The following is a 26116-nucleotide window of genomic DNA, read 5'->3' on the forward strand; positions in this document are numbered from 1 at the left end:
GCCGGGCGGTCATCAAGGGGTCTGCGGGGCGGAGGCCCCGGGGTGGGCGCCCTCCTGCGGCGGGCGCTGGCGGCGCTCGCCTTCCGGTCCACGGCCCTCGCCACGGGGGCCGAAGCCCCGGGCCTCGCCCTCCCCGCGCGGGCCCGAGGCCCGTGCGCGGCGTGGCTGGGCGCCCGCGGCGCCGCTGGCCGCGGAGGCCGGGCCGCGCGCGCCCTGCAGTTGCACGGTGGCACCGTCCTTCAACCGGTCACCGCCTTCGGTCACCACCCGCTCGCCGGCCTTCAGGCCCTCGGTGACGGCCATCAGCCCCACCGTCGCCTGGCCGCGCTTGACCTTGCGCAGCGACACCGTGCGGTCTTCGTTGATGACATAGACGAAGTCGCCATTGGCGCCCGTGCGCACCGCCGTCACCGGCACCACCACGGCCGGCACCTCGCGCAGCAGGAGCTGCACGTTCACGAACTGGTTGGGAAACAGCGCACCGTTGGCGTTCTCGAACCGGGCCTTGGCCTTGACCGTGCCCGTGGTGGTGTCCACCAGATTGTCCAGCGTGGAGAACTGCCCCTTGCCCACCTCGGTGGTGCGGGTGCGGTCGAACGCCGTCACGGCCAGCGGCTGCGCGCCCTGCTGCGACGCCTGCACGTCGGTCACGCGGTCCTGGGGCACCGAGAACTGCACATCGATCGGCGTCATCTGCGTGATGGTGGCGATGCCCGTGGCCTCGCCGGCGCTCACGTAGTTGCCGGCGTCCACCGTGCGCAGGCCGATGCGGCCGGTGGCGGGCGAGGTGACGCGGGTGTAGTCGAGGTTCAGGCGCGCGGTCTTCTCCTGGGCGAGGTCGGTCATCACCGTGCCCTGCAGCTGCTTGACCAGCGCGGCCTGCGTGTCCACGTCCTGGCGCGCGATCGAGTCCTGCGACAGCAGCGTGCGGTAGCGCTCCAGGGTGATGCGGGCGTTGTCGAGCTGCGCCTCGTCACGCTGGCGCGTGCCCTGCGCCTGCATCAGCGCCTGCTCGTAGGGGCGCGGGTCGATCTGCGCCAGCACCTGGCCCTTCTTGACCATCTGCCCTTCGGTGAACAGCACCTGGGTGAGCACGCCCGACACCTGCGGGCGCAGGGTGACCGTGGTGACCGGCGTGACCGTCCCTAGCGCGTCGATGACCACCGGCAGCGACGCCTGCCGTGCCGTGGCCTCGCCCACCGTGACCATGGCCCGCCCACCGCCGCCGAAACCGGGCCCGCCCGGCCCCCCGGGACCGCCCGCGCCCCGCATCGCTCCCGCCGGGGCGGTGCTGCGCTGCACCAGATACCAGGCGCCGCCGCCCAGCAAGGCCACCACGGCCAGCATCAGCAGCGTGCCGAGCCAGCGCGACCGCCGCGAGGGCGGCCGGTGGGCGGAAGGCGGCGGGTTGGGAACGGGCGCGTCGTGTGGTTGTGGATTCATGGAAATGGCTGGCGTGGCGTGTCGCGGAAAAGGTCCGTCCCGGGCTGCCGGCGGGGCAGCACGGGGGGCACGCCGAATCGTAGGGGCTCTGCGTACCGATTGTCTGGCTGCTGTGCGAAGAAAGGTAAATCTGTCGCCCGGCGCAGCGGTTCGCGCCGCGCGGCGGGCGGTTCGTCGCATGGCGCTGGCCGGACCGCGCGGCCGGGCGCACAGTGCGGCCATTCCCTCCCCTCCCCTCCCACCCCGATCCCCAAGGAGCCGCCATGCCCGCTTTCCACACCCCCGACGATCTCGCCCACCTGGACGACCTGGACGACCTAGACGACTTGGACGACTTGGACGACCTGGACGACTTGGACCGCCTGGCCCGCAAGCGGGCCGGTGCCAAGATGGGCTGGCTGCTGCACGCCTGCGTGTACCTGTGCGTCAACCTGGCGCTGGCCGCCCTCGCCGCCTACCAGGGGCGCCACTGGGCGGTGTTTCCCGCGCTGGGCTGGGGCCTGGTCCTGGGGATCCATGGCGCGGCCGTGTGGCTGGCGCTGCCGGGCGGGCGGCTGCACGCCCGCCTGCTGGAGCGCGAGCGCGCCGCCCTGCGCCAGGCCCTGCAGCGGCGCTGACCGGGCGCACGGCCGCCGCCAGGAGTGCCCCCACAATCGGCCCACCAGAAGCTATTCCTTTCTCCAGCGCCGCCATGCAGCACTTCAGCCTTCGCCAATCCATTCGCCACGGGCTGGTGATCGCCGCGTTCTGCGCCGCCATCGCCGGCATCCAACTCGCCTACGGCCGGGGACCGTGGGACGTGCAGCTCGTGTACTCCCTGGCCATCGGCCTGCCGAGCTGGCTGCTGATCGACGTCGGCCGCCTGTGGCTCTCGCGCCATAGCCCCATCCCGTGGCCCCTGGGCTGGCGCGGCTGGGCGCTGGTCGCGGTGGGCGGCTCCATCGGCTTTCAGTTCGGCTCGGCCCTGGGCGATGCCTACCGCGAGAGCATGCACCCCGGCCTGACCCTGGCGTCGGCAGGCGGCCCCAGTTCGGCCATGGTGACGACGGTGCTGGCGTGCCTGGCGCTGTCGTTCTTCTTCTACGCCCAGGGCAAATCGCGCTTTCTGGAAGGCAAGATCGCCGAGGTCGAACGCGACGCCGCCGAGGCGCGCCTCAAACTGCTGGAGGCGCAGCTGGAGCCGCACATGATGTTCAACACCCTGTCCAACCTGCGCGTGCTGATCGCCGCCGACCCGCCCCGCGCCCAGGCCATGCTGGACCACCTGATCGACTACCTGCGCGCCACACTCGGCGCCTCGCGGGCCACGCTGCACCCGCTGGCCGACGAATTCGCCCGGCTGCGCGACTACCTGGAGCTGATGTCGGTGCGCATGGGCCCGCGCCTGGCCTACACGCTCGACCTGCCCGAGGCGCTCGCCCGCGTGCCCGTGCCGCCGCTGCTGCTGCAGCCGCTGGTGGAAAACGCCATCCGCCACGGCCTGGAGCCGAAGGTAGAAGGCGGCAGCATCCACATCGCCGCCCGGCCATTGCCCGACGGCCTGCTGGAACTGCAGGTGCAGGACTCGGGCGCCGGGCTGGCCGCGGGCGGCACCGCACCGCCCGGGCCACCCGGACCAGTGCGCCAGAGCTTCGGGCTGCAGCAGGTGCGCGAGCGGCTGCACACGCTGTACGGCGAGCAAGGCACTATAAATTTGATAGCAATATGCCCTAGTGGAACATGCGCCAGGGCCGTTTTTCCCTTGAATCCTCCGCTGCCATGAACCTGCCGCCCTCCCGCGCCCCCCGCGCCCTGATCGCCGAAGACGAACCGCTGCTGGCCGCCGCCCTGCGCCAGGAACTGGCCGAGGCCTGGCCGGACCTTCAGATCGCCGCCACCGTGGGCGACGGGCTCGCGGCCGTGCAACAGGCGCTGGACCTGCGGCCCGACGTGCTCCTGTTCGACATCCGCATGCCGGGCCAGAGCGGCCTGGAGGCGGCCGCCGAGCTGGCCGACGCCTGGCCGGCCGACACGCCCTTTCCCGCGCTGGTGTTCGTGACCGCCTACGACCAGTACGCCGTGCAGGCCTTCGAGGCCCAGGCCGTGGACTACCTGCTCAAGCCCGTGCAGCCCGAGCGGCTACGCAAGGCCGTCCAGAAGCTGCAGTCCACCCTCGCACGGCAGGCCGCACCTGCCGCGCTGGACTTCGAGGCCACGCTGGCCCGCCTGCGCGCACTGGTGGCGCTGCCCGGGGCCGCCGCGCCGGGCGTGGCCGGGGCGGCGGCGCACCCCGCACCGCTCACCGTCATCCAGGCCAGCAGCGGCGCGCAGATCCACCTGGTGCCGGTGGCGGACGTGGTGGTTTTCGAGGCAGCCGACAAGTACGTGCGCGTGCTGACCGCCACGCAGGAGTACCTGATCCGCACGCCCCTCAAGGAACTGGCCGCCCAGCTCGACGCGAACACCTTCTGGCAGGTGCACCGCGGCACCCTGGTGCGCGCCAGCGGCATCGCCAGTGCCGTGCGCGACGAATCGGGCCGGTTGCACCTGCGCCTGCGCGAGCGGCCCGAAACCCTGGCGGTGAGCCGGCTCTACGCCCACCGCTTCAAGGCGATGTAGCGCCCGAATGCCACAAACGCTGAGGCGAAGCGACCCTGCAGCAAGCGCCGCCGGCCCGCCGAATCAAAAAGTCAGCGGTTGGCCGCGAGCAGCAGCCCGCCGGCGCCCATGAAGAATCCGCCCGTCGCCTTGTTCAGCCGCACCACGCCGCGCTGCGAGCGGATCACCCGGCGGATCTGCCGCCCGCCCGTGGCGTACACGGCGGTGGAGACGAACTCGGCCATCAGGTACACCGAGCCCAGCACCAGGAACTGGTGCGCCGCGGGCTGTGCGGGGTCGATGAACTGGGGAAACACCGCGGCGAACAGGATGATCGCCTTGGGATTGGTGATGCCCAGCAGGAACTCCTGCAGGATCAGCGAGCGGATCGGCACCGCGGCGGCCGAGGGCGTGGCCTCGCTGCCCTCCACCAGTTCCAGCCCGCCGAACTCCCGGCTGCGCCAGGCCTTCCAGCCCAGCCAGAACAGGTAACACGCCCCCACCCATTTCACGACCGTGAAGGCCGCCTCGGAGGCCAGCAGCATCGCGCCCAGGCCCACGGCGGACACCGTCAAAAAGATGGCGAACGCCGCCGCACGCCCGATGGTGGCCACCAGCGCCGTGCCCACACCGGCCCGGATGCCGTTGTTCAGGCCGCAGAAATTGTTGGGGCCGGGCGTGAGCGCGATCGCCACGGCCACGGGTGCGAAAAGAAGGGCGTCCATACCAGGCTCCTGAATGGCAACGGAAGGGAAAGAAACAAGCAGGAAAAGTGCGCAGAAGGATCGCAGTGTAGGCCGGGAAGGCCCCGGCTGCGAGCCCGCGCGGCGGCGGGCGGTGCACGGCGTTGCCGGGCCCCCTCAGGGCAAATCGATGACCGCGTTCCACGGCACGCCCGCGAGCGCATCGTAGTGCGCCACCAGCACGGTGCCCGGCCCGCCCTGAGCCGCCCGCTGCGCCAGCACCTGCTGCAGGTACTTCACCGACGGGCGGTCCAGGCCGGCCACCGGCTCGTCCACCAGCACCAGCGGCGCCCCGCACGCGAAAGCGGCCGCCAAAAGCGCCTTGCGCCGCGTGCCGGTGGACAGCTGCTCCATCGCCTTGGGCAGGTGGCTCTCCAGCCCGAACCCCGCCACGTGCACCTGCAAAGCCGAGGCGTCCCACGCCGGATGGCGGCTGGCCAGCGCACCGAACCATGCCGCCGGGCTGGTGCCATCGAGCGCCGTCGCGCGCGGGTCGGCCCAGAACACCTCGCCCAACTCCTTCGCGGCCCGGTCGCTGCACGCTCGCCCGTTCCGCCAGACGGTGCCGCCCTGGGGTTGCAGCTCCCCGGCCAGCAGGCGCAGCAGCGTGGTCTTGCCCGAGCCCTCGTCGCCCCGCACCAGCGTCGCGCCCGGTGCGGCATGGGCGGTGAAGCCGTCGAATACGGCCGGGCCCTGCACATGGGCAAAGCGCAGGCCGTCGCACAGCAAAATGGCAGAGGGTGTCATCGAGTCGGGCATGGCGGGGTTCACAGGAGCGAAGGGTGGTCGAGGGAGCCGTCCACGTGCGTGGGCGCTGCACATTCTGTGGCAAAGCGCGGCCGAACCTGCCCGAAAATGCCCCCTGCTGCGCCGCCCCCGGCGCCTTCCTTCCAAAAACCTGAAACCCCATGACCCTGCGCTACCTGGAATTCGACTACAGCGAGGACGACGAAGGCACCGGCACCTGGGATGCCATGGCCAGCGTGACCGAAGAGCACCTGCCGGCTCTGCACGCGGAGATCGCGCAGGTGCTGGGCTGGGCCCATGCCACCTTCCCGAACCAGAACGGCGCCATCGAGGACGGCGCCGCCTGGGACTACGACCTGCAGGCCGTGCAGGAAGTCTCCACCGTGCAGTCCCTGGTTTTCGACGAGGCCACCCGGCGCCTCGTGTCCACCGCCGGCAAGCCCGCAGCACCGCGGCATACGGTGACGCTCTCGATCAGCGGTAACGCGGCGTTCTGCGAGGAGTTCCGACCTCGCTTCGGGGGCGAGTGAGCACCCGATGAAGCCGTGAGCGCGGGCCAGCGATCCCCGGCCGCCATCCCCATTGCGCATGCCGCTATCATCCCGCGGCCTGCGAAGACGGGCAGAAAAAAGGGAGGTGAATCGTGAGCGTGGCATTCAAAGACCCGTGCGGTTCGCCATGTCACGGCATCACGAATCGAATTTCAATGGCATGGAAAGAATGGCTGCGGAGCGAGCCCGCAGAACCCGTGGTCAACGGGCGAATGCAATATGGACCAGGAAAGGGAATGATCAAACAGGTCTTCGAAGGCCTCGATGCTTCGCAAAAGAGGGTCCGAAAAATCGCGACCATCGACCCGATCAGGAAGAAGATCATCCTGATCCAGCCCGGGGATAAGGTGCTCTATCAATCCGGACTCAGGGAAAAGGGTGTTGCGGGTTATGTGTATGTATTTGCCCATGCCACAGCAAAAAGCATTCAGGGAATGATCCATGGCATGGAAGTGGCCGACACGATCCGGCGCAGCGGCCTCTGGCACGGAGAGCCGGTTTTGATCGACGCATGCAATGCGGGAGCCACGTCCGATGGAATCGCAAGTGAATTGGCCCAAGTGTTGCGAACGCATGTCACGGCGCCCACGACAACCACCTGGAATTACCCGCTGGGCGGTTCTGCGGTGGGGCAAGGGGCCTTCGAGAAGCTCCCGGGCGTATTGGCGATGCTCCCCATGCCCGACCTGTTGCATCCAGGCGTATGGCGAACCTGGGGGCCCGATGGACAACCCATTGCAACGGCCCCGACCTCTCCGCGCGATACCGGCGATCTGCTGAAAGGGGCCTTGATGCAGAAAATGGGGAAGCGCCGATGATTCGCCGGTGGAAAAAATGGGGGGCAGGCACCCGAATCGCTCTGGTCCTTTCCTTGCTGGTCGGCGCCTGGACCGCGTGGTGGTGGCTCGATAGCGCCGTCACCTGCGACCAGCAGGATGAATACTCGTATCACGGCTTTTGCCTGATGGAGTTGCAACGCCGCGCCGAAAGCGGCGACAACCCTGCGCAGTGGGCTTACGGCAATTACCTGGCAGGCATTCCGCCCTTCGACCAAGCCTACGAGTGGCATCTGAAAGCCATGCACGGCGCGCGCATCGGCCTGGAGTTGCGTCGCAGCATGGACGCCTACTGCGACAAGGTTCCCGGCTTCGACGCGCGCACGGTGGAGTCCGTCATGCAGCGCGTGGTCCGCACCAGTCCCGATGCCCATTTGCGGCTGTTCCAGTTGTATCTTTCCCCGCCCCCCTGCAGCGCGTTCAGCCTGGATCAAGCCAGCGCACAGATCCCCTTGCTCACCCAATGCGCCCACCTCACCCTGGCCGAATACTTCCGGGCCGTGGAGCGGGAGCGCTACACCCTTTCGGCGGCAACGCGGGCGGCCATCCGGGGCAACCTGGATCGCTGCGAAAACGAACTCGCCCACCCCCCGCCGGAAGCCCCCACGGTGCGTGAGTTCATGCCATTGCAGCCGAAGGACATCGAGGCGCTTCGGCGCAGCCTGGACAAGACCGCTCCGTGACCTGGGCCTAGTCGAAATTCGGTCACCCCGTGACGGCCAGCACCACGGCCGACTCGTCCACCGACATCGCCACGCGAGCGCGGGCCCGCAGGCCGCTCGACGGAGACGCGAACCCCACCATGTGCACCCCGGCATCGAGCGTGGCCGAGACCTCGTCGCCTGCCGGCCCGCGCGACACGCGCGATGCCCTGGCCGGCCAGGCGTTGTCGGCAGCCGATGCCGGCAAACCGGCCTGAACGCGCACGGCCGCGGCCTTGCACAGCGCGAGCACGGGCAGGCCCGGACGCAGCGCCAGCAGCTCGGCGCTTTCTCGCGTGATGCGCGCGCGCAACGCGAGGCCGGGCGCCGCCTCGCCCTGCAGATGCACGCGCACCAAGGGTCCCAGCGGCTCCAGCGCCCGCACGGTGCAGGGCCACTGGTTGCGCAGGCTGGTGCGCAACGCCAGCCGGGCCAGTGCCGGCGCGCCGCCCGGGCCGGGCGCCAGCCGCGCAAGCACTTCGCGGCGGGCCTCCTCCAACGCATCGGCCGCGTTCAGCAATTCGAGCCCCGCCGGGGTCAGCTGCGCGCCGCCACCGCCGTTGCCGCCCACGGCGCGCGCCACCAGGGGCACGCCCGCCAGGTTGGTGAGCGCGTCCACCGCCTGCCAGGCCGCCTTGTAGCTCACGCCCACGGCCCGCGCGGCCTGCGAAATCGATCCGCCCACGCCGATCTGGCGCAGGATGTCGATGCGCCGGTCCGCCATGCCCTGGCCCAGCGCATCGGAGAGGGAAAGCCGCTTTGTCATGGGCGCATCATGCCGCGCTGTCCAGGGCTACCCGGAAAACCCGTCGCTATACTCGACCGCTATTCATCCAAGGAATAGCGCCATGCGATTTGCCTCCCCCCTCATCCGACTGCTGGCCGCTGCCGGCATGGCCCTGGCGGGCTTGGCTTCCGCCCATGCCGGAGAGGTGCCCGTCGCCGTCGCGGCCAATTTCACGGCGCCGATGCAGAAGATCGCTGCGGCGTTCGAGCAGGCCACCGGCCACAAGGCCGTGCTGTCGTTCGGGGCCACCGGCAAGTTCTATGCGCAGATCAAGAACGGCGCACCGTTCCAGGTGCTGCTGTCCGCCGACGACACCACGCCCGCGCGGCTGGAGCAGGAGGGCCAGGGCGTGCCGGGATCGCGCTTCACTTATGCCGTGGGACGGCTGGTGCTGTGGAGCCCGCGCGAGGGCTACGTGGACGACCAGGGCCAGGTGCTCAAGGCGGGCGATTTCACCTATCTGGCCGTCGCCAACCCCAAGCTCGCGCCCTATGGCCTGGCGGCCGTGCAGACGCTGGAAAAGCTCGGCCTAGGCGAGCGGCTGCAGCCGCGCTTCGTGACGGGCGAGAACATCGCGCAGACCTACCAGTTCGTGGCCACGGGCAATGCGCAGCTGGGTTTCGTGGCGCTGTCGCAGGTCATGGAAGGCGGCAAGATCGCCAAGGGCTCGGCCTGGCAGGTACCGGAGGCGCTGCACGACCCCATCCGGCAGGATGCCGTCCTGCTCGCCACGGGCAAGGACCAGCCCGCCGCCATTGCCCTGATGAAATTCCTGCGCAGCGACGCGGCGCGCGAGGTGATCCGGGCCTACGGCTACGGGCTCTGAGTACCCGCACGCCCCCGCCAGACCCTGCCGGACCGACACGCTGCCGATGCCTTTTTCTGCGCAGGACCTGGCCGCCATCGGCCTCACGCTGCGGCTGGCCGCGCTCACCACGCTCACGCTGCTGGTGCTGTGCACGCCACTGGCCTGGTGGCTGGCGCACACGCCGTCGCGCTGGCGCGGCCCAGTCTCGGCGGTGGTGGCGCTGCCGCTGGTGCTACCCCCCACGGTGATCGGTTTCTACCTGCTGCTCACCCTGGGACCCAACGGCCCGGTGGGCCGCGCGATGCAGTCGATGGGCCTGGCCACCCTGCCCTTCACCTTCGCCGGTCTGCTGGTGGGATCGGTCGTGTACTCGCTGCCGTTCGCGGTGCAGCCGCTGCAACGGGCATTCGAGGCGGTGGGTGCGCGGCCGATGGAAGCCGCCGCCACGCTGGGCGCGGGCCCGTGGGACCGCTTCTTCACCGTGGGGATGCCGCTCGCGCGGTCGGGCTTTCTCACGGCGGGGGTGCTGAGCTTCGCGCACACGGTGGGAGAGTTCGGGGTGGTGCTCATGCTGGGCGGCAACATTCCCGGCGTGACGCGCGTGGTGTCGGTGCAGATCTACGACCACGTGGAGGCCATGGAATACCTGCAGGCCCACTGGCTGGCGGGGAGCATGGTGGTGTTCTCGTTCGTGGTGCTGCTGTCGCTGCACTGGCTGCAGCCCGCACGGCCCGGCAGGGGCGCGGCATGACGGCCGGTGCGGGACGGTTGCCCTCCACGGGCGAAGGCACCATCGAGGCCCGCCTGCGGCTGCATCGCCCGGGCGGCTTCGCGCTGGACGTGGACCTGTCCCTTCCCGGCCGGGGCGTCACGGTGCTCTACGGTCCCTCGGGCTGCGGCAAGACGACCTGCCTGCGGGCCCTGGCGGGCCTGGAGCGGGCCCAGGGGCGCGTGGCCGTTCATGGGCAGGTGTGGCAGGACGACGCGCAGCGCCTGTGGCTCCCGACCCACCAGCGGGCGCTGGGCTATGTGTTCCAGGAATCGAGCCTTTTCGCACACCTGGACGTGCGCCGCAACCTCGAGTACGGCCTGCGGCGCACGTCCCCGGCGCGCAGGAAGGTGTCGCTGGAGCAGGCCGTCGAACTGCTCGGGCTGCAACCCCTGCTGGCCCGCCAGCCAAGCACCCTGTCGGGCGGCGAACGCCAGCGGGTGGCAATGGCCCGGGCCCTGGCCGCCAGCCCCCGCGTGCTGCTGATGGACGAGCCCCTGGCCGCGCTGGACGCCCAGCGCAAGGCCGAAGTGCTGCCCTATCTGGAACGCCTGCAGCGCGAACTGGACATTCCCGTGCTGTACGTGAGCCATGCGCAGGATGAAGTGGCTCGGCTGGCGCAGCATCTGGTGCTGCTCGGCGGCGGCCGGGTGCTGGCGAGCGGCCCCGCGCCGGCCCTCCTGGCGCGGCTGGACCTGCCGCTCGCCCAGGGCGACACAGCGGCGACCGTGGCCGAGGGCAGGGTCGACGATTACGACGCGGCGGACCAGCTCATGGACGTTCGCCTGCCCGGGGGCGGCGCATTGCTGGTGGCCACCGCCCATCCCCACCCGCCGGGCACGGCCGTGCGCTTTCGGGTGCAGGCACGCGATGTGACGCTGGCGCTGGCCGCGCCGGTGCACAGCAGCGTCCTGAACGTGCTGCCGGCGCGGGTGGTGGCGCTGCGCGAGGACGGGCCGGGGCTGGCCATGGTGGCGCTCGATGCCCAGGGCACGCCCCTGCTCGCCCGCGTCACCCAGCGCTCGGCACGCACCCTGGGGCTGACCCCGGGCCTGCCGGTTTTCGCGCAGATCAAGGGCGTCGCGCTGCTCGTTTGACCCCCGCCGCGCAGGGGCGGCACGGCCGCTGCACGCCGGGGGAAGGCACTATCGGGCCATGCGTTCCCAATGCCCCCCGAATAGGCGCTGTCCTACAAACCCAAGCGCCACTCCCGCGCAGCGACGACCCCGCGGTACGTGCCCCAATGGGTTTTGTGAACCGGTTGCGCTGGCGCGCCCTGCGCCGCGGAGCGCCCACTCCCCCAAGGATCCAAGCCCGTGCCTTTGCCCCACACCGCCCTGCTGACCGCCCACGACGCCTATCTCCTTCGCGAAGGAACGCATTCACGCCTCTACCAGGCCATGGGCTGCCACCTGCGCAGCGAGGGCGGCGGTGCGGACTTTTCCGTCTGGGCACCCAACGCCGCATCGGTCTCGGTCATCGGCGACTGGAACGGCTGGAACCCCGATGCGGATGCGCTCCACGCCCGGTCCGATGGCAGCGGCATCTGGGAGGGAGCCTCCCCCCACGCCGCGCACGGTCAAGCCTACAAATACCGCATCGTGTCGCACAACGGGGGCCGCGTGCTCGAAAAGGCCGACCCCTTCGCCGTGTGTGCGGAACTGCCGCCCAACACCGCATCGCGCATCTGGTCGCTCGACTACGAATGGGGCGACAGCGACTGGATGGCATCGCGCGGGCCGCGCAACGCGCTGGATGCACCGATGTCCATCTACGAGATGCACCCCGGCTCCTGGCGCCGCCGAAACGGCCAGTTCATGAACTACCGCGAACTGGCCCATGAACTGGCGGACTACGTGACGTCCCTGGGTTTCACGCACGTGGAGCTGATGCCCATCACCGAACACCCGTTCTATGGCTCCTGGGGCTACCAGACCACCGGCTACTTCGCGCCCACCTCGCGCTACGGCACCCCGCAGGACTTCATGTACTTCGTGGACCACCTGCACCAGCGCGGCATCGGCGTGCTGCTGGACTGGGTGCCCTCCCACTTTCCGGTGGACGCCCACGGGCTGGCGGAGTTCGATGGCACCCACCTGTACGAGCATTCAGACCCGCGCCAGGGTTTCCACCCCGAATGGAGCTCGGCCATCTTCAATTACGGCCGGCACGAGGTGCGCAGCTTCCTCATCTCCTCCGGCCTGTTCTGGCTCGACAAGTACCACCTGGACGGGCTGCGCGTGGATGCGGTCGCCTCCATGCTCTATCTGGACTACGCCCGCAAGGACGGCGAGTGGATACCCAACCGCCACGGCGGCCGCGAGAACCTGGAAGCCATCGAGTTCATGCGACTGCTGAACCGCGCGGTCTACCGCGACCACCCGGACACGGTCAGCATCGCAGAAGAATCCACCGCCTGGCCGATGGTCTCGCGGCCCGTGGAGATGAACGGCCTGGGCTTCGGCATGAAGTGGAACATGGGCTGGATGCACGACACGCTGGCCTACCTGAAGGAAGACCCGGTCAACCGTCGTTATCACCACCACAAGCTCACGTTCTCGCTGGTGTATGCCTTCAACGAAAACTTCGTGCTGCCGCTCTCGCACGACGAAGTGGTGTACGGCAAGGGCTCGCTGATCAACAAGATGCCCGGCGACGAGTGGCAGCAGTTCGCCAACCTGCGCGCGCTGTTTGGCCTGATGTGGTCGCACCCGGGCAAGAAGCTGCTCTTCATGGGCGGCGAGTTCGGCCAGCGCCGCGAGTGGACGCACGAAGGCGAACTCGAATGGTGGGTGTGCGACAGCCCGTTGCACGGTGGCGTGCAGCGCCTGATCCGCGAACTCAACCGCGTCTATCGCAGCGAGCCCGCTCTGCATGAAGTGGACTTTTCGGCGGAGGGTTTTCAATGGGTGGAGGCCGACGACGCCGGGCAGAGCGTGATCGCTTTCCTGCGCAAGCCCAGCCATCGGGCGGCGCAGGAAGGCGGCGCCGGTCCGGTGCTGGTGGTCTGCAACCTCACGCCCGTGCCGCGCACCAACTACCTGGTGGGCGTGCCGTCCTCCGGCTACTGGCAGGAGTTGCTCAACAGCGACGCGCGTGAGTTCGGCGGCGCCGGCTGGGGCAACCTGGGCGGCGTGGAGGCTGCGCCTGTGCGGTCGCACCAGTGGGAACAATCGCTGTGCCTCACGCTGCCGCCGCTCTCCACCCTCATCTTCCGACAGGAGCCTGCGCGCCATGCCAAAGCCTGACACCCTGCCCTCTTCTTCCCGCCCAGCGGCCAGCGTCTCTGCGGTGTCCCCAACCAGCCCGCCCCCCCCCGTGACCCCGATCGGCGACGCAGACGGCCGCGTGCGCGCCGTGGTCGAAGCCGTGCTCCCCTGCGTGGACGGCGGTCGCTTTGCCGCCAAGCGCGTGGCCGGCGAACCGACCCGCATCACCGCGCACTGCTTCACCGACGGGCACGACGTCTTGCGCGTGGCGCTGCAGTGGTGGCGCGATCGGGATGGCAACGCCACTGCGGCCCCCGCAGACGCTACCGAAGTGGCCATGGAGGCCAGCGGCAACGACGAATGGGTGGCCGACTTCACGCCACCCGATCCGGGCCTGTACCGTTACACCGTGTCCGCCTGGGTGGACCCGTTCGAATCCTGGCGCCGGGAACTCGAACGCCGCGTGGACCCGCAGGACATCCGCATCGCCGCGCGCGTGGGCGCGGCAGAAGCCCTGGCGGCCGCCCAGCGTGCCAGCGCCGCCCAGGACCGCAGCGACCTGACCGATTGGGCTCAGGCCCTGGAACGCGGCGCCCAGGCCGAGGGCGACGCAGAAATGCTCAAGGCCCTGGCACTGGACGAAGCCGCCGCCGCGGCGATGCGCCGCCACCCTGACCGCCGCTTCGAGGTGCGCTACCCCGACGCCCTGCCGCTGCGGGCCGACCGCGAGCGGGCCCGTTACAGCACCTGGTACGAGCTGTTCCCCCGCTCCGCCGCACCCACCGCGGGCGTGCACGGCACGTTCCGCGACGTCGAGGCGCGCCTGGCCGATATCTCGGCCATGGGCTTTGACGTGCTGTACTTCCCGCCCATCCACCCCATCGGGCGGGAGCAGCGCAAGGGCAAGAACAATGCCCTGGCCGCGGGGCCCGACGACGTGGGCAGCCCTTGGGCCATCGGCGCGAACGAGGGTGGGCACAAGGCCATCCTGCCCGAACTGGGCACCGTGCAGGACTTTCGCCGTCTGGTCGTGGCCGCCAAGGAGCAGGGCCTGGAAGTGGCGCTGGACATCGCCTTTCAGTGCGCACCGGACCACCCCTACGTGAAGGAACACCCCGACTGGTTCCGCTGGCGCCCCGACGGCACGGTGCAGTACGCCGAGAACCCGCCCAAGAAGTACCAGGACATCTATCCCTTCAACTTCGAATGCGACGACTGGCGCGGCCTGTGGAGCGAACTCAAAAGCGTGTTCGAACACTGGATCGGCGAGGGCGTGCGCATCTTCCGGGTGGACAACCCGCACACCAAGGCCTTTCCGTTCTGGGAATGGGTGATCGCCGAAATTCAGCGCGACCACCCGGACACGATCTTCCTGGCCGAAGCCTTCACGCGGCCCAAGGTGATGCACGGGCTGGCCAAGCGGGGTTTCACCCAGTCGTACACCTACTTCACGTGGCGCAACACCAAGCACGAGCTGACGGAGTACTTCATCGAGCTGTCCACCGGACCGGGTCGCGAGTATTTCCGGCCCAACGCCTGGCCCAACACGCCGGACATCCTGCACGAGCACCTGCAGGGCGGCGAGCCGGCCGTCTTCATGGCACGGCTGGTGTTGGCCGCCACGCTGGCCGCCAACTACGGCATCTACGGCCCGGCCTACGAGCTGCTGGACCACCTGCCGCGCGGGCCGGGCAGCGAGGAATACCTCGACTCCGAAAAGTATCAGCTGCGCCACTGGGACCTGGAGCGCCCCGGCAACCTGCGCGCCTTCATCACCCGCGTGAACCAGATCCGGCGCGAGAACCCGGCCCTGCATGCGGACCACAGGCTGCGCTTCCTGCATGTGGACAACGACCAGTTGCTGGCTTACATGAAGCACTCCCCCGACGGCCAGAACATCGTGGTCACCGTGGTCAACCTGGACCCGCACCACCCGCAGTCGGGCTGGCTGCGGCTGTCGGCGGCGGACATCGCGGCCACCGACCCCTCCACGTCCGACATGCCGGCATCGCAGCCCGCACCCCCTCCCGCTGACTGGCAGATGCACGACCTGCTGAGCCAGCAGCGATTCGTCTGGCAGGGCGATGCGCACTACGTGCTGCTGGACCCGCACCGCTCGCCCGCCCACGTGTTCGTGGTGCGCCGGCGCATCGGCCGCCACGACGACTTCGACCATTTTGAATAAAAAGAAGAGCCGCCCATGAATGCACCTTTGGTCCACCCCCTGCCCGAGCCGGAGCCGGCCGTCACCCCCGAGAATACGGAGATCGACACCAGCGACGATCCCCAGTGGTACCGGGACGCGGTCATCTACCAGCTCAACGTCAAGGCCTTCTTCGACACCAACGGCGACGGGGTGGGCGATTTCAAGGGCGTGACCGCCAAGCTCGACTACGTGAAGGACCTCGGGGTCAACACGATCTGGCTGATGCCGTTCTACCCATCGCCGCTGCGCGACGACGGCTACGACATCTCCGAGTACGAAGACGTCCACCCGCAGTACGGCACGCTGGACGACTTCCGCGAGATGCTGGACGCGGCCCACCAGCGCGGCCTGCGCGTGATCACCGAGCTGGTCATCAACCACACCTCCGCCGAGCACCCCTGGTTCCAGCGCGCGCGCACCGCGCCGCCCGACTCGCCCGAGCGCGACTTCTACGTGTGGAGCGACACCGACCAGATCTACCAGGGCACGCGCATCATCTTCACCGACACCGAGACGTCGAACTGGGCCTGGGACCCCGTGGCCAAGGCCTATTACTGGCACCGGTTCTTCAGCCACCAGCCGGACCTGAACTTCGACAACCCGCTGGTGATGGAGGCCGTGCTCAAGACCATGCGCTTCTGGCTCGACATGGGCGTGGACGGCTTCCGGCTGGACGCGATCCCCTACCTGATCGAGCGCGACGGCACCAGCAACGAGAACCTGCCCGAGACGCACGCGGTGATCAAGCGGCTGCGCGCCGCGATCGACGCCGAATACAAGAACCGCTTCCTGCTGGCCGAGGCCAACATGTGGCCGGAGGACGTGCGCGAGTATTTCGGCGATGGCGACGAATGCCACATGGCCTACCACTTCCCGCTGATGCCGCGCATGTACATGGCCATCGCCCAGGAAGACCGCCACCCCATCGTCGAGATCCTGCAGCAGACGCCCGACATTCCCGACGGCTGCCAGTGGGCGATCTTCCTGCGCAACCACGACGAGTTGACGCTGGAGATGGTGACCAGCAAGGAACGCGACTACATGTACACCATGTACGCCGCCGACATGCGCGCACGCATCAACCTCGGCATCCGCCGCCGCCTGGCGCCGCTGATGGAAAACGACATCGACCGCGTGAAGCTCATGAACGGCATGCTGCTGTCCATGCCCGGCTCGCCCATCATCTACTACGGCGACGAGATCGGCATGGGCGACAACGTGTTCGTGGGTGACCGCAACGGCGTGCGCACGCCGATGCAGTGGAACCCCGACCGCAACGCCGGCTTCTCGCGCGCCGACCCGCAGCGGCTGTACCTGCAGCCCATCATGGATGCCGTGTACGGCTACGAAGCGCTGAACGTCGAGGCCCAGGCCAGCGACCAGAGTTCACTGCTCAACTGGACCCGCCGCATGCTGGCCGTGCGCAAGACCAGCCGGGCCTTCGGGCGTGGCCGGCGCATCTTCCTGAAGCCGGGCAACCGCAAGATCCTCGCCTACATCAGCGAACACGGCGACGACGTGATCCTGACCGTGTTCAACCTGTCTCGCGCCGCCCAGCCGGTGGAGCTGGACCTGTCGGCCTACAAGGGGCGCGCCCCACTGGAAATGCTGGGCCGCGTCACCTTCCCGCCCATCGGCGACCTGCCCTACCTGCTCACGCTGCACTCCTACGGGTTCTACTGGTTCCGCCTGTCCACCGAGGCGCAGGTGCCGTCCTGGCACCAGGACGGGCTCGACCTGCAGGAGCGCCCGGTGCTGGTGCTGTTCGACGGCTGGACCAGCTTCTTCCGCGAAAACGTGATGCCCTGGCGCATCGGCATGGCCGAACGCATGCGCGTGCAGTTCGAATCCGACACGCTGCCGCGCTACATCGAGCTGCAGCGCTGGTACGCCGGCAAGGGCACGGCCATCGAGCGCGCCCGCATCCAGGACCACACCGTGTGGAAGACCGAGGGCGGCTATGAATGGATGCTGCCGATCCTGAATGTCGAGGCCCCGTCCACGCCGCCCGCCTCGTACTTCGTTCCCCTGGCCCTGGCATGGGAAGAAGGCGATGAAGAGCGCATGCGCCGGCTCTCGCCCGGCGGCGTGGCGCGCGTGCGCCAGCAGGCCAACGTGGGCGTGATGGGCGACGCCTTCCACGACGAGGCCTTCTGCCGCGCCGTGGTGCGGGCCATCGGTGCCAACGAACAGTTGGGAACCGACCGCGGCGGCACGCTGCGTTTTCGCAGCACCGTGGCCTTCGCCGGGATGGCGCAGGGACTGGACGACCTCACTGTGGGACGCCCGGGCGCGCAGAGCAGCAACACCGTGGTCACCCTGGGCGAAAAGCTGTTCCTCAAGGGCTACCGGCACGTGCGCAACGGGGTCAATCCCGAGCTGGAGGTGGGCCGCTTCCTGACCGAGGCCGCGCGCTTCGAACACTGCGTGCCGGTGGGCGGCGCGGTCGAGTACGTCGCGGGCGACGGCACGACCATGACGCTGGCCCTGGTGCAGTCCTACGTGTCCAACCAGGGCGACGGCTGGGAATACACCCTGGGCTACCTGGAGCGGTTCCTGGAAGACACGCGCATCGCCTCGGGCGCCACGCCGGACGTGCACGGAGGCTTCCTCGCGCTGGTGCGAACCCTCGGCCGCCGCACCGCCGGCCTGCACCGGGCACTCGCGCTGCGCACCGGCAACCCGGCGTTCGATCCGGAGCCGGTCACCGCGCAGGACGTGCAGGCCTTCCATGAGCGCGCCCTGGCCGAGGCGGCCGACACGCTGGCGCTGCTGGAGCAGCGCATGGCCGACCTGCCACCAGCCGCGCGCACCGATGCCCAGGCCCTGCTGGCCCGGCGCGCCACCCTCATGGACCGCATCGGCCAGGGTACCGGCGTGACTCCTTCGGGCCACAAGACGCGCTACCACGGCGACTACCACCTGGGCCAGGTGCTGGTGACCGACAACGACTTCGTCATCATCGACTTCGAGGGCGAACCCGGCCGCACCTTCGAGCAGCGCCGCGCCAAAAGCTCGCCCCTGCGCGACGTGGCCGGCATGCTGCGCTCGTTCAACTACGCCCGCTGGGCCGCGCTCAAGCGCATGACCCAGTCCACCGAGGAGATGCTGCGCCTGGACGAAGCGGCCCAGCAATGGGAGCGCGAGACGCGCGCCGCGTTTCTAGAGGCCTATGCCGCCGAAGCCAGCGCCCCGGCCACCCAGCACCCGGGCGCGCATCTGGAGGTGCCCCCCGTGCCGGACGGCGCCATCGTGGCGCTGTTCGAGATCGAGAAGGCGCTGTACGAGCTGCGCTACGAACTCGGCAACCGCGTCGATTGGGCGCAGGTGCCACTGCAGGGGCTGCTGGCGCTCATCGGCGCCGCGGCCTCGCCCTCGCCCGCCCCTGCGGCACCGTAGGCGCCGGTCACCCGGCCCGCCAACGACCGTCCACGTTCACCCGATCAATTGAGGGCACCCTCCATGGAAAATTTCAGCATTCATCTGGAACCGGCCCGCGCCATGCTGCTGCAGGTCAGCGCATTCCTGCCGCGGCTTCTCATCGCCCTGCTTGTCGTCGCAGCCGGCTGGCTGGTGGCCAAGGCGGCGCGCTTCGCCGTGACCCGCGGGCTGCGCGCGATCAACTTCCAGGTGCTCACGCAGCGCGCCGGGCTCGACGGCTTTCTGAAGCAAGGCGGCGTGCAGGGCGACACCACCAGCATCTTCGGCATCCTGGTCTATTGGCTGGTCATCCTCGCCTCGCTGCTCATCGCCTTCAACGGCCTGGGCCTGAGCTACGTGACCGCGCTGCTCAGCCGCGTGGTGTGGTTCGTGCCCAACCTGTTCATCGCGCTCATCATCCTCGCGCTGGGCGCGTACTTCGGCCGCTTCGTCGGCGAGATGGTGGCCGCGCAGGGCCGGCGCAGCGGCCTGAAGGAAACCGTGCTGCTGGGCAAGCTGGCCCAGTACGCGATCGTGGCCTTCGTCGTGCTGATCGCGCTCGACCACCTGCGCATCGGCGGCGACATCGTGCGCCAGAGCTTCCTCATCGTGCTGGGCGGCGCGGTGTTCGCCCTGGCGCTGGCCTTCGGCTTAGGGGGCAAGGACCGCGCGGCCGAGTGCATCGAGCACTGGTGGCCCCGCAAGCGCGGCCCGGGCGACGGCCCCGCGGGCGACGACCACCGCATTCCATGACACCGGCCCGGCCGCGTCAACGGCGCTGCCCGCCAGGCTGCTGAGGCGGCACTTTCCACGCCCCCCCTGGGCGCCCCACCCCGCGCTATGCCGCGGGGTTTTCTTTTGCCCTGCCGTGTCATGGCGCGGTGCGCAGGGCCAAGCCGCACGGGAAAACCCCACCCCCCAGCGTCAGGCTTTTTTCAGCAGCCCGGGAGTACGATCGGCGCCACTGCCGGCCCTGCGTCCACACGCAGCGGCCGGGCCGCCGTATTTCAATAATTCCCCAAGTTCTCCAGGAGACAAACCGTGTCAGGACTCCTCAAATTGGCCATGGGCATGGACTGGATTTCCACCAAGCTCAGCAAGGTGGCCGGATGGGCCGTGCTCGCCGCCGCTCTGATTTCCGCCACCAACGCGATCATCCGCTACGGCCTGGACATGAGTTCCAACGCCTGGCTCGAGATCCAGTGGTACCTTTTCGCCACCACCGTGATGCTGGGCGCGCCGCTGGTGCTCAAGCTCAACGAGCACGTGCGCGTGGACATCATCTACGGCCGGCTGCGAGGCAAGAAGCCCGTGCTGGTGGACCTGTTCGGCCTGATCGTCTTCCTGCTGCCGGTGATGGGCCTGCTCACCTGGCTGACGGCGCCGTTCTTCTGGCACATGCTGGTATCGGGCGAGATGTCCGGCAACATCGGCGGCCTGATCCGCTGGCCCGCCGCGCTGCTGATGCCCCTGGGCTTCGGCGCGATGTTCCTGCAAGGCGTGGCCGAGATCATCAAGCGCGTGGCCTACCTGCGCGGCGACATCCAGATGAACACGCACTACGAGAAGCCGGTGCAGTAAGCACCCGCCCGCCCCTGCCCCACCGACTTCTCTCAGGACGACACCAGAATGCACATGGAAAACTTTGCCCCGATCATGTTCGCGGGGCTGATCGTGATCATGCTGATCGGGTTCCCGGTCGCGTTTTCGCTCGCGGCCCTGGGCCTGTTCAGCGGATTCTTCGCCATCGAGATGGGCTGGTTCCCGGCCAACTTCATGGCGAACCTGCCGATCAACATGTTCGGCATCCTGTCCAACGACCTGCTGCTGGCCATTCCGTTCTTCACGCTCATGGGCGCGGTGCTCGAGAAATGCGGCCTGGCCGAGGACATGCTCGACTCCATGGGCCAGCTGTTCGGCCCGGTGCGCGGCGGGCTGGGCTACTCGGTCATCATCGTGGGCTTCATCCTCGGGGCCATCACCGGCACCGTCGCCGGCCAGGTGATCGCCATGGCCATGATCTCGCTGCCGGTGATGATGCGCTACGGCTACAACATGCGCTACTCCACCGGCGTGCTGGCGGCCTCGGGCACCATCACGCAGCTGGTGCCGCCCTCGCTGGTGCTGATCGTCATGGCCGACCAGCTCGGCCGTTCGGTGGGCGACATGTACAAGGGCGCCTGGGGCCCCGCCATCCTGCAGGTGCTGATCTTCGCCATCTACACCTTCCTGCTGGGCCGCTTCCGCCCCGAGTACGTGCCCGGCCTGCCCAAGACGGCGCGCACGCTGCACGGCTGGGCCCTGTGGGGCAAGTGCCTGCGCGGCATCATCCCCTCGGCCATCCTGATCTTCGCGGTGCTGGGCTCCATGGGCGGCCTGCCCTTCATGGACCACGCCATCGCCACGCCGACCGAGGCCGGCGCCATGGGCGCGGTGGGCTCGCTGATCCTGGCGGCCATCCACAAGCGGCTCACGTGGCAGCTCATCAAGGAAGCGATGGACGGCACCATGCGGCTCACGGCCATGGTGGTGTTCATCCTGATCGGCTCGCGCGTGTTCTCGCTGGTGTTCCAGGGCGTGGATGGCGCCATCTGGATCGAACACCTGCTGAGCGACCTGCCAGGCGGCCAGATCGGCTTCCTGATCGTGGTGAACATCTTCATCTTCTTCCTGGCGTTCTTCCTCGACTTCTTCGAGATCGCCTTCATCATCCTGCCGCTGCTGGGCCCCGTGGCGCACAAGCTGGGCATCGACCTGGTGTGGTTCGGCGTGCTGCTGTGCGTGAACATGCAGACGAGTTTCATGCACCCGCCCTTCGGCTTCGCACTGTTCTACCTGCGCGGCATCTCGGACACGCTGTTCAAGGAAAAACGCATCGACAGACCGGTCAAGTCCAGCGACATCTACATGGGCTCCATCCCCTGGGTGATCATGCAGCTGATCCTGGTGGCGATCGTGATCTTCTTCCCGCAGACGGTGACCGTCTTCCTGGACAAGGAGCAGGTGGTCGACCTGGACAAGGTGCAGCTCGAGATGCCGGCCGACTCGTCCGCCGAGCCCACCATCAACATGGATGACCCGTTCGGCACCGGTGAAAAGCCCGCAGCGGGCAGCGCCGCCCCGGCCGCCGAACCCGGTGCCGAGCCCGCCATGCCGGTGCCCGAGCCAGCACCGGACGCCGCACCCGCCGAGGGCGCGGCCAGCACGCCGCAATGACGGGCAACTCTCCGAACGTGCCCCCTGCGGATGCAGCGGACGCACCGGGCGGTGCCGGGGGCGCCTGGCTGGAAAGCGCCGCCTACCCGCCGGCGGTGCGGGGGCTGGCCGTGGCCATCGTCGTGGCGCTTGGCGCGTTTGCGGCCTGGTCGGTGCCCGCGCTGCGCGGCGCGCAGTGGTCCTTCACCAGCCTGGCCACCGTCTGCCTGGCCGGGGTGCTGATCGCCTGGGTGGGCTGGTGGATGGTGTTCAGCCGCACGCGCTTCACGGGCGACGCATTGCTGCAGTCGTGGCTGTGGGACAAGAAGGTGCACATCCGCGAAGTGGCCACTTTCAAAATCGTGCACTGGCCCTGGCTGAGCGGCATCGTCGCGCCCCGCATGCTCGTGCGCCGGCGCAACGGCAGCATCGCCTGGGTGCATTCGGCCGACCCGGCCTTGTTGGTGGCCTTCGGCGAGGCGGTGGTGCGGCAGGGCAGCAATCCACAAGCCCGTTCTGAAGACCAGCCCCCGACAGCTCGCTGAAGCGCCGGGCGAAATGCCACCAGCCGCCCCTGCGGTGCGCAGCCATGGCCGTGGTGCGGCAATGCGCATGATCCACGCGCCCACGGGGGGCGCGACCAGTACCAGGATTCGAACCTTGGAGCCCCTGCTCCCGTTTCAACCCACACATCCCGCGAGGGACGCGACAGACACTCTGCGTTGGTGCTTGCGCACCAGCCAGGCACCCAAAAAAAAGCCGCCGTTCACACGGCGGCTCGGAGGATTGCGCAGTTACAGCTTCTGCTGCTGCATGAAGCGGTCGAACGTGCCTTCGGTGAAGCGGAACCAGGCGTTCTGGTCGGCCAGGAACTTGGAGTAGTCGGGGTAGATTTTCTTCCACTCGGGGTTGCTGTTGTTCAGGTCCGAGTAGATCTGCTGGGCCGACTTGAAGGCCGCGTTCATCACGTCCTGCGTGAAGGGACGCAGCTTGGTGCCGGAGCCCACCAATTGCTTGATGGCCACGGGGTTGCGGGCGTCGTACTTGGCGAGCATGGTCACGTGGGCGTGCGAGGCGGCAGCTTCCACCACGGCCTTGTATTCGGCCGGCAGGCCTTCCCAGGCCTTGGTGTTGATGTAGAAGTCCAGCTGCGGGCCGCCTTCCCACCAGCCGGGGTAGTAGTAGAACGGCGCGACCTTGTTGAAGCCCAGCTTCTGATCGTCATACGGTCCCACCCACTCCAGCGCGTCGATCGTGCCCTTTTCCAGCGCGGGGTACAGGTCGGCACCGGGGATGGACTGGGGGATCACGCCGAACGGCTCCAGCACCTTGCCCGCGAACGGGTTGGTGCGGAACTTGAGGCCCTTCAGGTCGGCGACCGACTTGATTTCCTTCCGGAACCAGCCGCCCATCTGCGCGCCCGTGTTGCCGCCCGGCAGGTTGATGATGTTGTACTTGGCGTAGAACTCGCGCATGAGCTTCAGGCCGTTGCCCTCGTACATCCATGCGTTCATCTGGCGTGCGTTCAGACCGAACGGCACGGCGCAGCCCAGGCAGAACGTCGGGTCCTTGCCGTAGAAATAGTAGGGGGCCGTGTGGGCCATTTCGACGGAGGCGCTCTGCACGCCGTCCACCACGCCGAAGGCGGGCATCAGCTCGCCGCCGGCATGCACCGAGATCTGGAACTTGCCGCCCGTGGCTTCGCTGACCTTCTTGGAGAACACCTCCGCCGTTCCGTAGATGGTGTCGAGCGACTTGGGGAAGCTCGAAGCGAGGCGCCAGCGGATGTTGGCCTGCGCATGCACTGCAGGGGCCGCGCCCGCGGCCAGCACGCCGACGATGCCGGCGTGCTTGATGATTGAACGACGATCCATGAGGATTGATCTCCGAGATATTGTTGGCAGAACCCGGCGCTGGTGGGCACCGTGCGCCCAGGGCAAGAAACTGTGTGGGCCGAGGACGATTGTAGGAACATGCCCCCTGCGGGTTTTGCGGGTTTTCCCGTGAAAGAACCCACCCGTTTCGCCCATTCAGGGTTCTGCAAGCATCGGGCGCGCGCCCTTCGCGGAGATCGACAGCGGGCGCCTCGGGGCCAGGGCATCAGTGCCCGTGCCGCGTTTGCGAAGGCCCACCCACCTCGGGCCGTCTCGGAACGGGTCCGGCGGCCTCAGGCGGCAGCGGACGGTGCCAGGAACCGCGCGCGCACGGCCCGTTCGATGCCCGCCGCATCCAGCCCCTGCAGCGCCAGCAGCCTGGCGGGGTCGCCATGTTCGATGAACGCATCGGGCAAGCCCAGTTGCAGCACCGGCCGCACCACGCCCGCGGCGTTGAGGGCCTCGCACACGGCGCTGCCGGCGCCGCCCAGCGTGGTGCCCTCCTCCAGCGTCACCAGGGCCTCGTGGTTCGCGGCCACTTCCAGCAGCAGGGCCGTGTCGATGGGCTTGGCCCAGCGCATGTTGACCACCGTGGCATCCAGCGCCTCGCCCGCCTGCAGCGCGGGGTACAGCAGCGTGCCGAAGGCCAGGATGGCGATGCGCCGGCCCTGCGGCGCCGCGCCCGTGCGGCGCACCTCGCCCTTGCCGAACGGCAGCCCTTCCAGGCTGGCCAGGGGCACCACGCCCGCACCGCTGCCGCGCGGGTAGCGCACGGCCACGGGGTGGTCCTGCTCGAAGGCGGTGGTCAGCAACTGGCGGCACTCGCGCTCGTCGGCGGGGCAGGCCATGCTCATGTTGGGAATGCAGCGCACGAACGGAATGTCGTAGGCGCCGGCATGCGTGGCGCCATCGGCGCCGACCAGGCCCGCGCGGTCGAGCGCGAACACCACGGGCAGGTTCTGCAGGGCCACGTCGTGGATCAACTGGTCGTAGGCGCGCTGCAGGAAGGTCGAGTAGATCGCCACCACCGGCTTGACGCCCTCGCAGGCCATGCCGGCGGCGAACGTCACCGCGTGCTGCTCGGCGATGCCCACGTCGTAGTAGCGGCCGGGGAAACGCTTTTCGAACTCCACCAGCCCCGAGCCTTCGCGCATGGCAGGCGTGATGCCCACCAGCCGCTCGTCCTTGGCCGCCATGTCGCACAGCCACTGGCCGAAGACCTGGGTGAAGGTCTGCTTCGGGGGCGTGGCGGGCTGCGTCAGGCCCACGCGGGGGTCGAACTTGCCGGGGCCGTGGTAGGCCACCGGATCGGCCTCGGCCAGCTTGTAGCCCTGGCCCTTCTTGGTAACGACGTGCAGGAACTGCGGGCCCTTGAGGCCCTTGATGTTTTCCAGCGTGGGAATGAGCGAGTCGAGGTCGTGCCCGTCGATGGGGCCGATGTAGTTGAAGCCGAACTTCTCGAACAGCGTGGCCGGCACCACCATGCCCTTGGCCTGCTGCTCCAGCCGCTTGGCGAACTCCAGCAGCGGCGGCACGGGCTTGAGCACGGTCTTGCCCACGTTCTTGGCGGCAGCGTAGAAATGGCCGCTCATGAGTTGCGCCAGGTAGCGGTTCAGCGCGCCCACGGGCGGACTGATGCTCATGTCGTTGTCGTTGAGGATGACCAGCAGGTTGGCATCGGCCACGCCGGCGTTGTTCAGCGCCTCGAAGGCCATGCCCGCCGTCATGGCGCCGTCGCCGATGATGGCCACGGCATGGCGGTTCTCGCCCCGCTGCTTGGCGGCCAGCGCCATGCCGAGCGCGGCGGAGATGCTGGTGCTGGAGTGTGCCGTGCCGAAGGTGTCGTATTCGCTCTCGGCGCGCTGCGGAAAGCCCGACAGCCCGCCGAACTGGCGCAGCGTGCCCATGCGGTCGCGCCGGCCGGTCAGGATCTTGTGGGGGTAGGTCTGGTGGCCCACGTCCCACACGAGGCGGTCGCGCGGGGTGTCGAACACGGTGTGCAGCGCCACGGTCAGCTCCACCGTGCCCAGGTTGGAACTCAGGTGCCCGCCGGTCTTGGAGACGCTGTCGAGCACGAAGGCGCGCAGTTCGGTGGCCAGGTCCTTCAACTCGGCGCGCGACAGGCGGCGCAGGTCGGCCGGGTCGTTGATGGTCTGCAGCAGGGGAAAGGAATTCGTGGACATAGGCTATTTTTTGAGGAGCTGCTTGCGCCATGCAGGCAAGCGCTGCAGACCGTTCATTGTGCGGGCC

General features: G+C 68.8%; 22 protein-coding genes. 16 read left to right on the forward strand and 6 right to left on the reverse strand.

Annotation, left to right across the window (positions count from 1 at the left end; genetic code table 11):
* Positions 1-12: 12 nt before the first annotated feature.
* Positions 13-1443, reverse strand: a complete 1431-nt coding sequence (locus tag AVMA1855_RS06475) for an efflux RND transporter periplasmic adaptor subunit (protein ID WP_284425058.1) — start codon at positions 1441-1443, stop codon at positions 13-15.
* A 263-nt stretch (positions 1444-1706) separates the two neighbouring features.
* On the opposite strand from AVMA1855_RS06475, the gene AVMA1855_RS06480 reads away from it, so the two are divergent.
* The 3 genes from AVMA1855_RS06480 (at position 1707) to AVMA1855_RS06490 (ending at position 4041) form a co-directional block, all read left to right on the forward strand.
* Positions 1707-2060, forward strand: a complete 354-nt coding sequence (locus AVMA1855_RS06480; protein WP_284425059.1) for a 2TM domain-containing protein — start codon at positions 1707-1709, stop codon at positions 2058-2060.
* A 74-nt stretch (positions 2061-2134) separates the two neighbouring features.
* Entirely contained in the window at positions 2135-3205 is a 1071-nt protein-coding gene (locus AVMA1855_RS06485; RefSeq protein WP_284425060.1) for a sensor histidine kinase, read from the forward strand.
* On the forward strand, positions 3202-4041 hold the full coding sequence (locus tag AVMA1855_RS06490; RefSeq protein ID WP_284425061.1) for a LytR/AlgR family response regulator transcription factor: 840 nt from the start codon (positions 3202-3204) through the stop codon (positions 4039-4041). Before AVMA1855_RS06485 ends, AVMA1855_RS06490 begins: the two co-directional genes overlap by 4 nt.
* A gap of 71 nt (positions 4042-4112) precedes the next feature.
* Here AVMA1855_RS06490 and AVMA1855_RS06495 read toward each other — a convergent pair whose 3' ends face one another.
* Both AVMA1855_RS06495 and AVMA1855_RS06500 read right to left on the reverse strand, forming a co-directional pair.
* A complete protein-coding gene (locus AVMA1855_RS06495) occupies positions 4113-4745 on the reverse strand; it encodes a LysE family translocator (protein WP_284394813.1) in 633 nt (210 codons plus the stop codon).
* 135 nt (positions 4746-4880) lie between these two features.
* Positions 4881-5510, reverse strand: a complete 630-nt coding sequence (locus tag AVMA1855_RS06500) for an ABC transporter ATP-binding protein (protein WP_284425062.1) — start codon at positions 5508-5510, stop codon at positions 4881-4883.
* 161 nt (positions 5511-5671) lie between these two features.
* Between AVMA1855_RS06500 and AVMA1855_RS06505 the strand changes: the two genes are divergently transcribed.
* The 3 genes from AVMA1855_RS06505 to AVMA1855_RS06515 all read left to right on the forward strand — a co-directional run bounded on the left by AVMA1855_RS06505 (position 5672) and on the right by AVMA1855_RS06515 (position 7580).
* Entirely contained in the window at positions 5672-6040 is a 369-nt protein-coding gene (locus tag AVMA1855_RS06505) for a hypothetical protein (protein ID WP_284425063.1), read from the forward strand.
* Positions 6041-6297: 257 nt separating this feature from the next.
* The gene (locus AVMA1855_RS06510; RefSeq protein WP_284425064.1) at positions 6298-6879 is read left to right on the forward strand and encodes a DUF8616 domain-containing protein; all 582 of its coding nucleotides are present in this window, start codon (positions 6298-6300) and stop codon (positions 6877-6879) included.
* Positions 6880-6932: 53 nt separating this feature from the next.
* Positions 6933-7580, forward strand: a complete 648-nt coding sequence (locus AVMA1855_RS06515) for a hypothetical protein (RefSeq protein ID WP_284425065.1) — start codon at positions 6933-6935, stop codon at positions 7578-7580.
* Positions 7581-7602: 22 nt separating this feature from the next.
* Here the strand turns inward: AVMA1855_RS06515 and AVMA1855_RS06520 are convergent, their stop codons facing one another.
* On the reverse strand, positions 7603-8364 hold the full coding sequence (locus tag AVMA1855_RS06520) for a TOBE domain-containing protein (RefSeq protein ID WP_284425066.1): 762 nt from the start codon (positions 8362-8364) through the stop codon (positions 7603-7605).
* An 82-nt stretch (positions 8365-8446) separates the two neighbouring features.
* Between AVMA1855_RS06520 and modA the strand changes: the two genes are divergently transcribed.
* The 10 genes from modA to AVMA1855_RS06570 all read left to right on the forward strand — a co-directional run bounded on the left by modA (position 8447) and on the right by AVMA1855_RS06570 (position 22537).
* Positions 8447-9211 (forward strand): molybdate ABC transporter substrate-binding protein, encoded by a 765-nt coding sequence (gene modA, locus AVMA1855_RS06525; protein ID WP_284425067.1) that lies wholly within the window; start codon positions 8447-8449, stop codon positions 9209-9211.
* A gap of 46 nt (positions 9212-9257) precedes the next feature.
* A complete protein-coding gene (gene modB / locus AVMA1855_RS06530; RefSeq protein WP_284425068.1) occupies positions 9258-9944 on the forward strand; it encodes a molybdate ABC transporter permease subunit in 687 nt (228 codons plus the stop codon).
* A complete protein-coding gene (modC, locus tag AVMA1855_RS06535; RefSeq protein ID WP_284425069.1) occupies positions 9941-11059 on the forward strand; it encodes a molybdenum ABC transporter ATP-binding protein in 1119 nt (372 codons plus the stop codon). The genes modB and modC overlap by 4 nt, the downstream gene beginning before the upstream one ends.
* A gap of 225 nt (positions 11060-11284) precedes the next feature.
* Positions 11285-13210: a 1,4-alpha-glucan branching protein GlgB gene (gene glgB / locus AVMA1855_RS06540; protein ID WP_284409422.1), complete on the forward strand. Its 1926-nt coding sequence runs from the start codon at positions 11285-11287 to the stop codon at positions 13208-13210.
* Positions 13197-15356, forward strand: a complete 2160-nt coding sequence (locus tag AVMA1855_RS06545) for an alpha-1,4-glucan--maltose-1-phosphate maltosyltransferase (protein ID WP_284425070.1) — start codon at positions 13197-13199, stop codon at positions 15354-15356. The genes glgB and AVMA1855_RS06545 overlap by 14 nt, the downstream gene beginning before the upstream one ends.
* A gap of 15 nt (positions 15357-15371) precedes the next feature.
* Complete coding sequence (gene treS, locus AVMA1855_RS06550) at positions 15372-18776, forward strand: maltose alpha-D-glucosyltransferase (protein WP_284425071.1); 3405 nt, start codon at positions 15372-15374, stop codon at positions 18774-18776.
* A gap of 63 nt (positions 18777-18839) precedes the next feature.
* Positions 18840-19550 carry a mechanosensitive ion channel family protein gene (locus tag AVMA1855_RS06555; protein WP_284408506.1) on the forward strand — a complete coding sequence of 237 codons (711 nt, stop codon included), beginning with the start codon at positions 18840-18842 and terminating at the stop codon, positions 19548-19550.
* A gap of 288 nt (positions 19551-19838) precedes the next feature.
* Entirely contained in the window at positions 19839-20378 is a 540-nt protein-coding gene (locus AVMA1855_RS06560; RefSeq protein WP_272564385.1) for a TRAP transporter small permease subunit, read from the forward strand.
* A 48-nt stretch (positions 20379-20426) separates the two neighbouring features.
* On the forward strand, positions 20427-22013 hold the full coding sequence (locus tag AVMA1855_RS06565; protein ID WP_284425072.1) for a TRAP transporter large permease: 1587 nt from the start codon (positions 20427-20429) through the stop codon (positions 22011-22013).
* Complete coding sequence (locus AVMA1855_RS06570; RefSeq protein ID WP_284425073.1) at positions 22010-22537, forward strand: hypothetical protein; 528 nt, start codon at positions 22010-22012, stop codon at positions 22535-22537. Before AVMA1855_RS06565 ends, AVMA1855_RS06570 begins: the two co-directional genes overlap by 4 nt.
* A gap of 249 nt (positions 22538-22786) precedes the next feature.
* Here the strand turns inward: AVMA1855_RS06570 and AVMA1855_RS06575 are convergent, their stop codons facing one another.
* Both AVMA1855_RS06575 and dxs read right to left on the reverse strand, forming a co-directional pair.
* On the reverse strand, positions 22787-23866 hold the full coding sequence (locus AVMA1855_RS06575; RefSeq protein ID WP_272548513.1) for a TRAP transporter substrate-binding protein: 1080 nt from the start codon (positions 23864-23866) through the stop codon (positions 22787-22789).
* A 293-nt stretch (positions 23867-24159) separates the two neighbouring features.
* A complete protein-coding gene (dxs, locus tag AVMA1855_RS06580; RefSeq protein WP_284425074.1) occupies positions 24160-26049 on the reverse strand; it encodes a 1-deoxy-D-xylulose-5-phosphate synthase in 1890 nt (629 codons plus the stop codon).
* Between the last annotated feature and the right edge of the window lie 67 nt (positions 26050-26116).

The sequence above is a fragment of the Acidovorax sp. SUPP1855 genome (assembly GCF_030158955.1).
Classification (GTDB): Bacteria; Pseudomonadota; Gammaproteobacteria; order Burkholderiales; family Burkholderiaceae_C; genus Paracidovorax.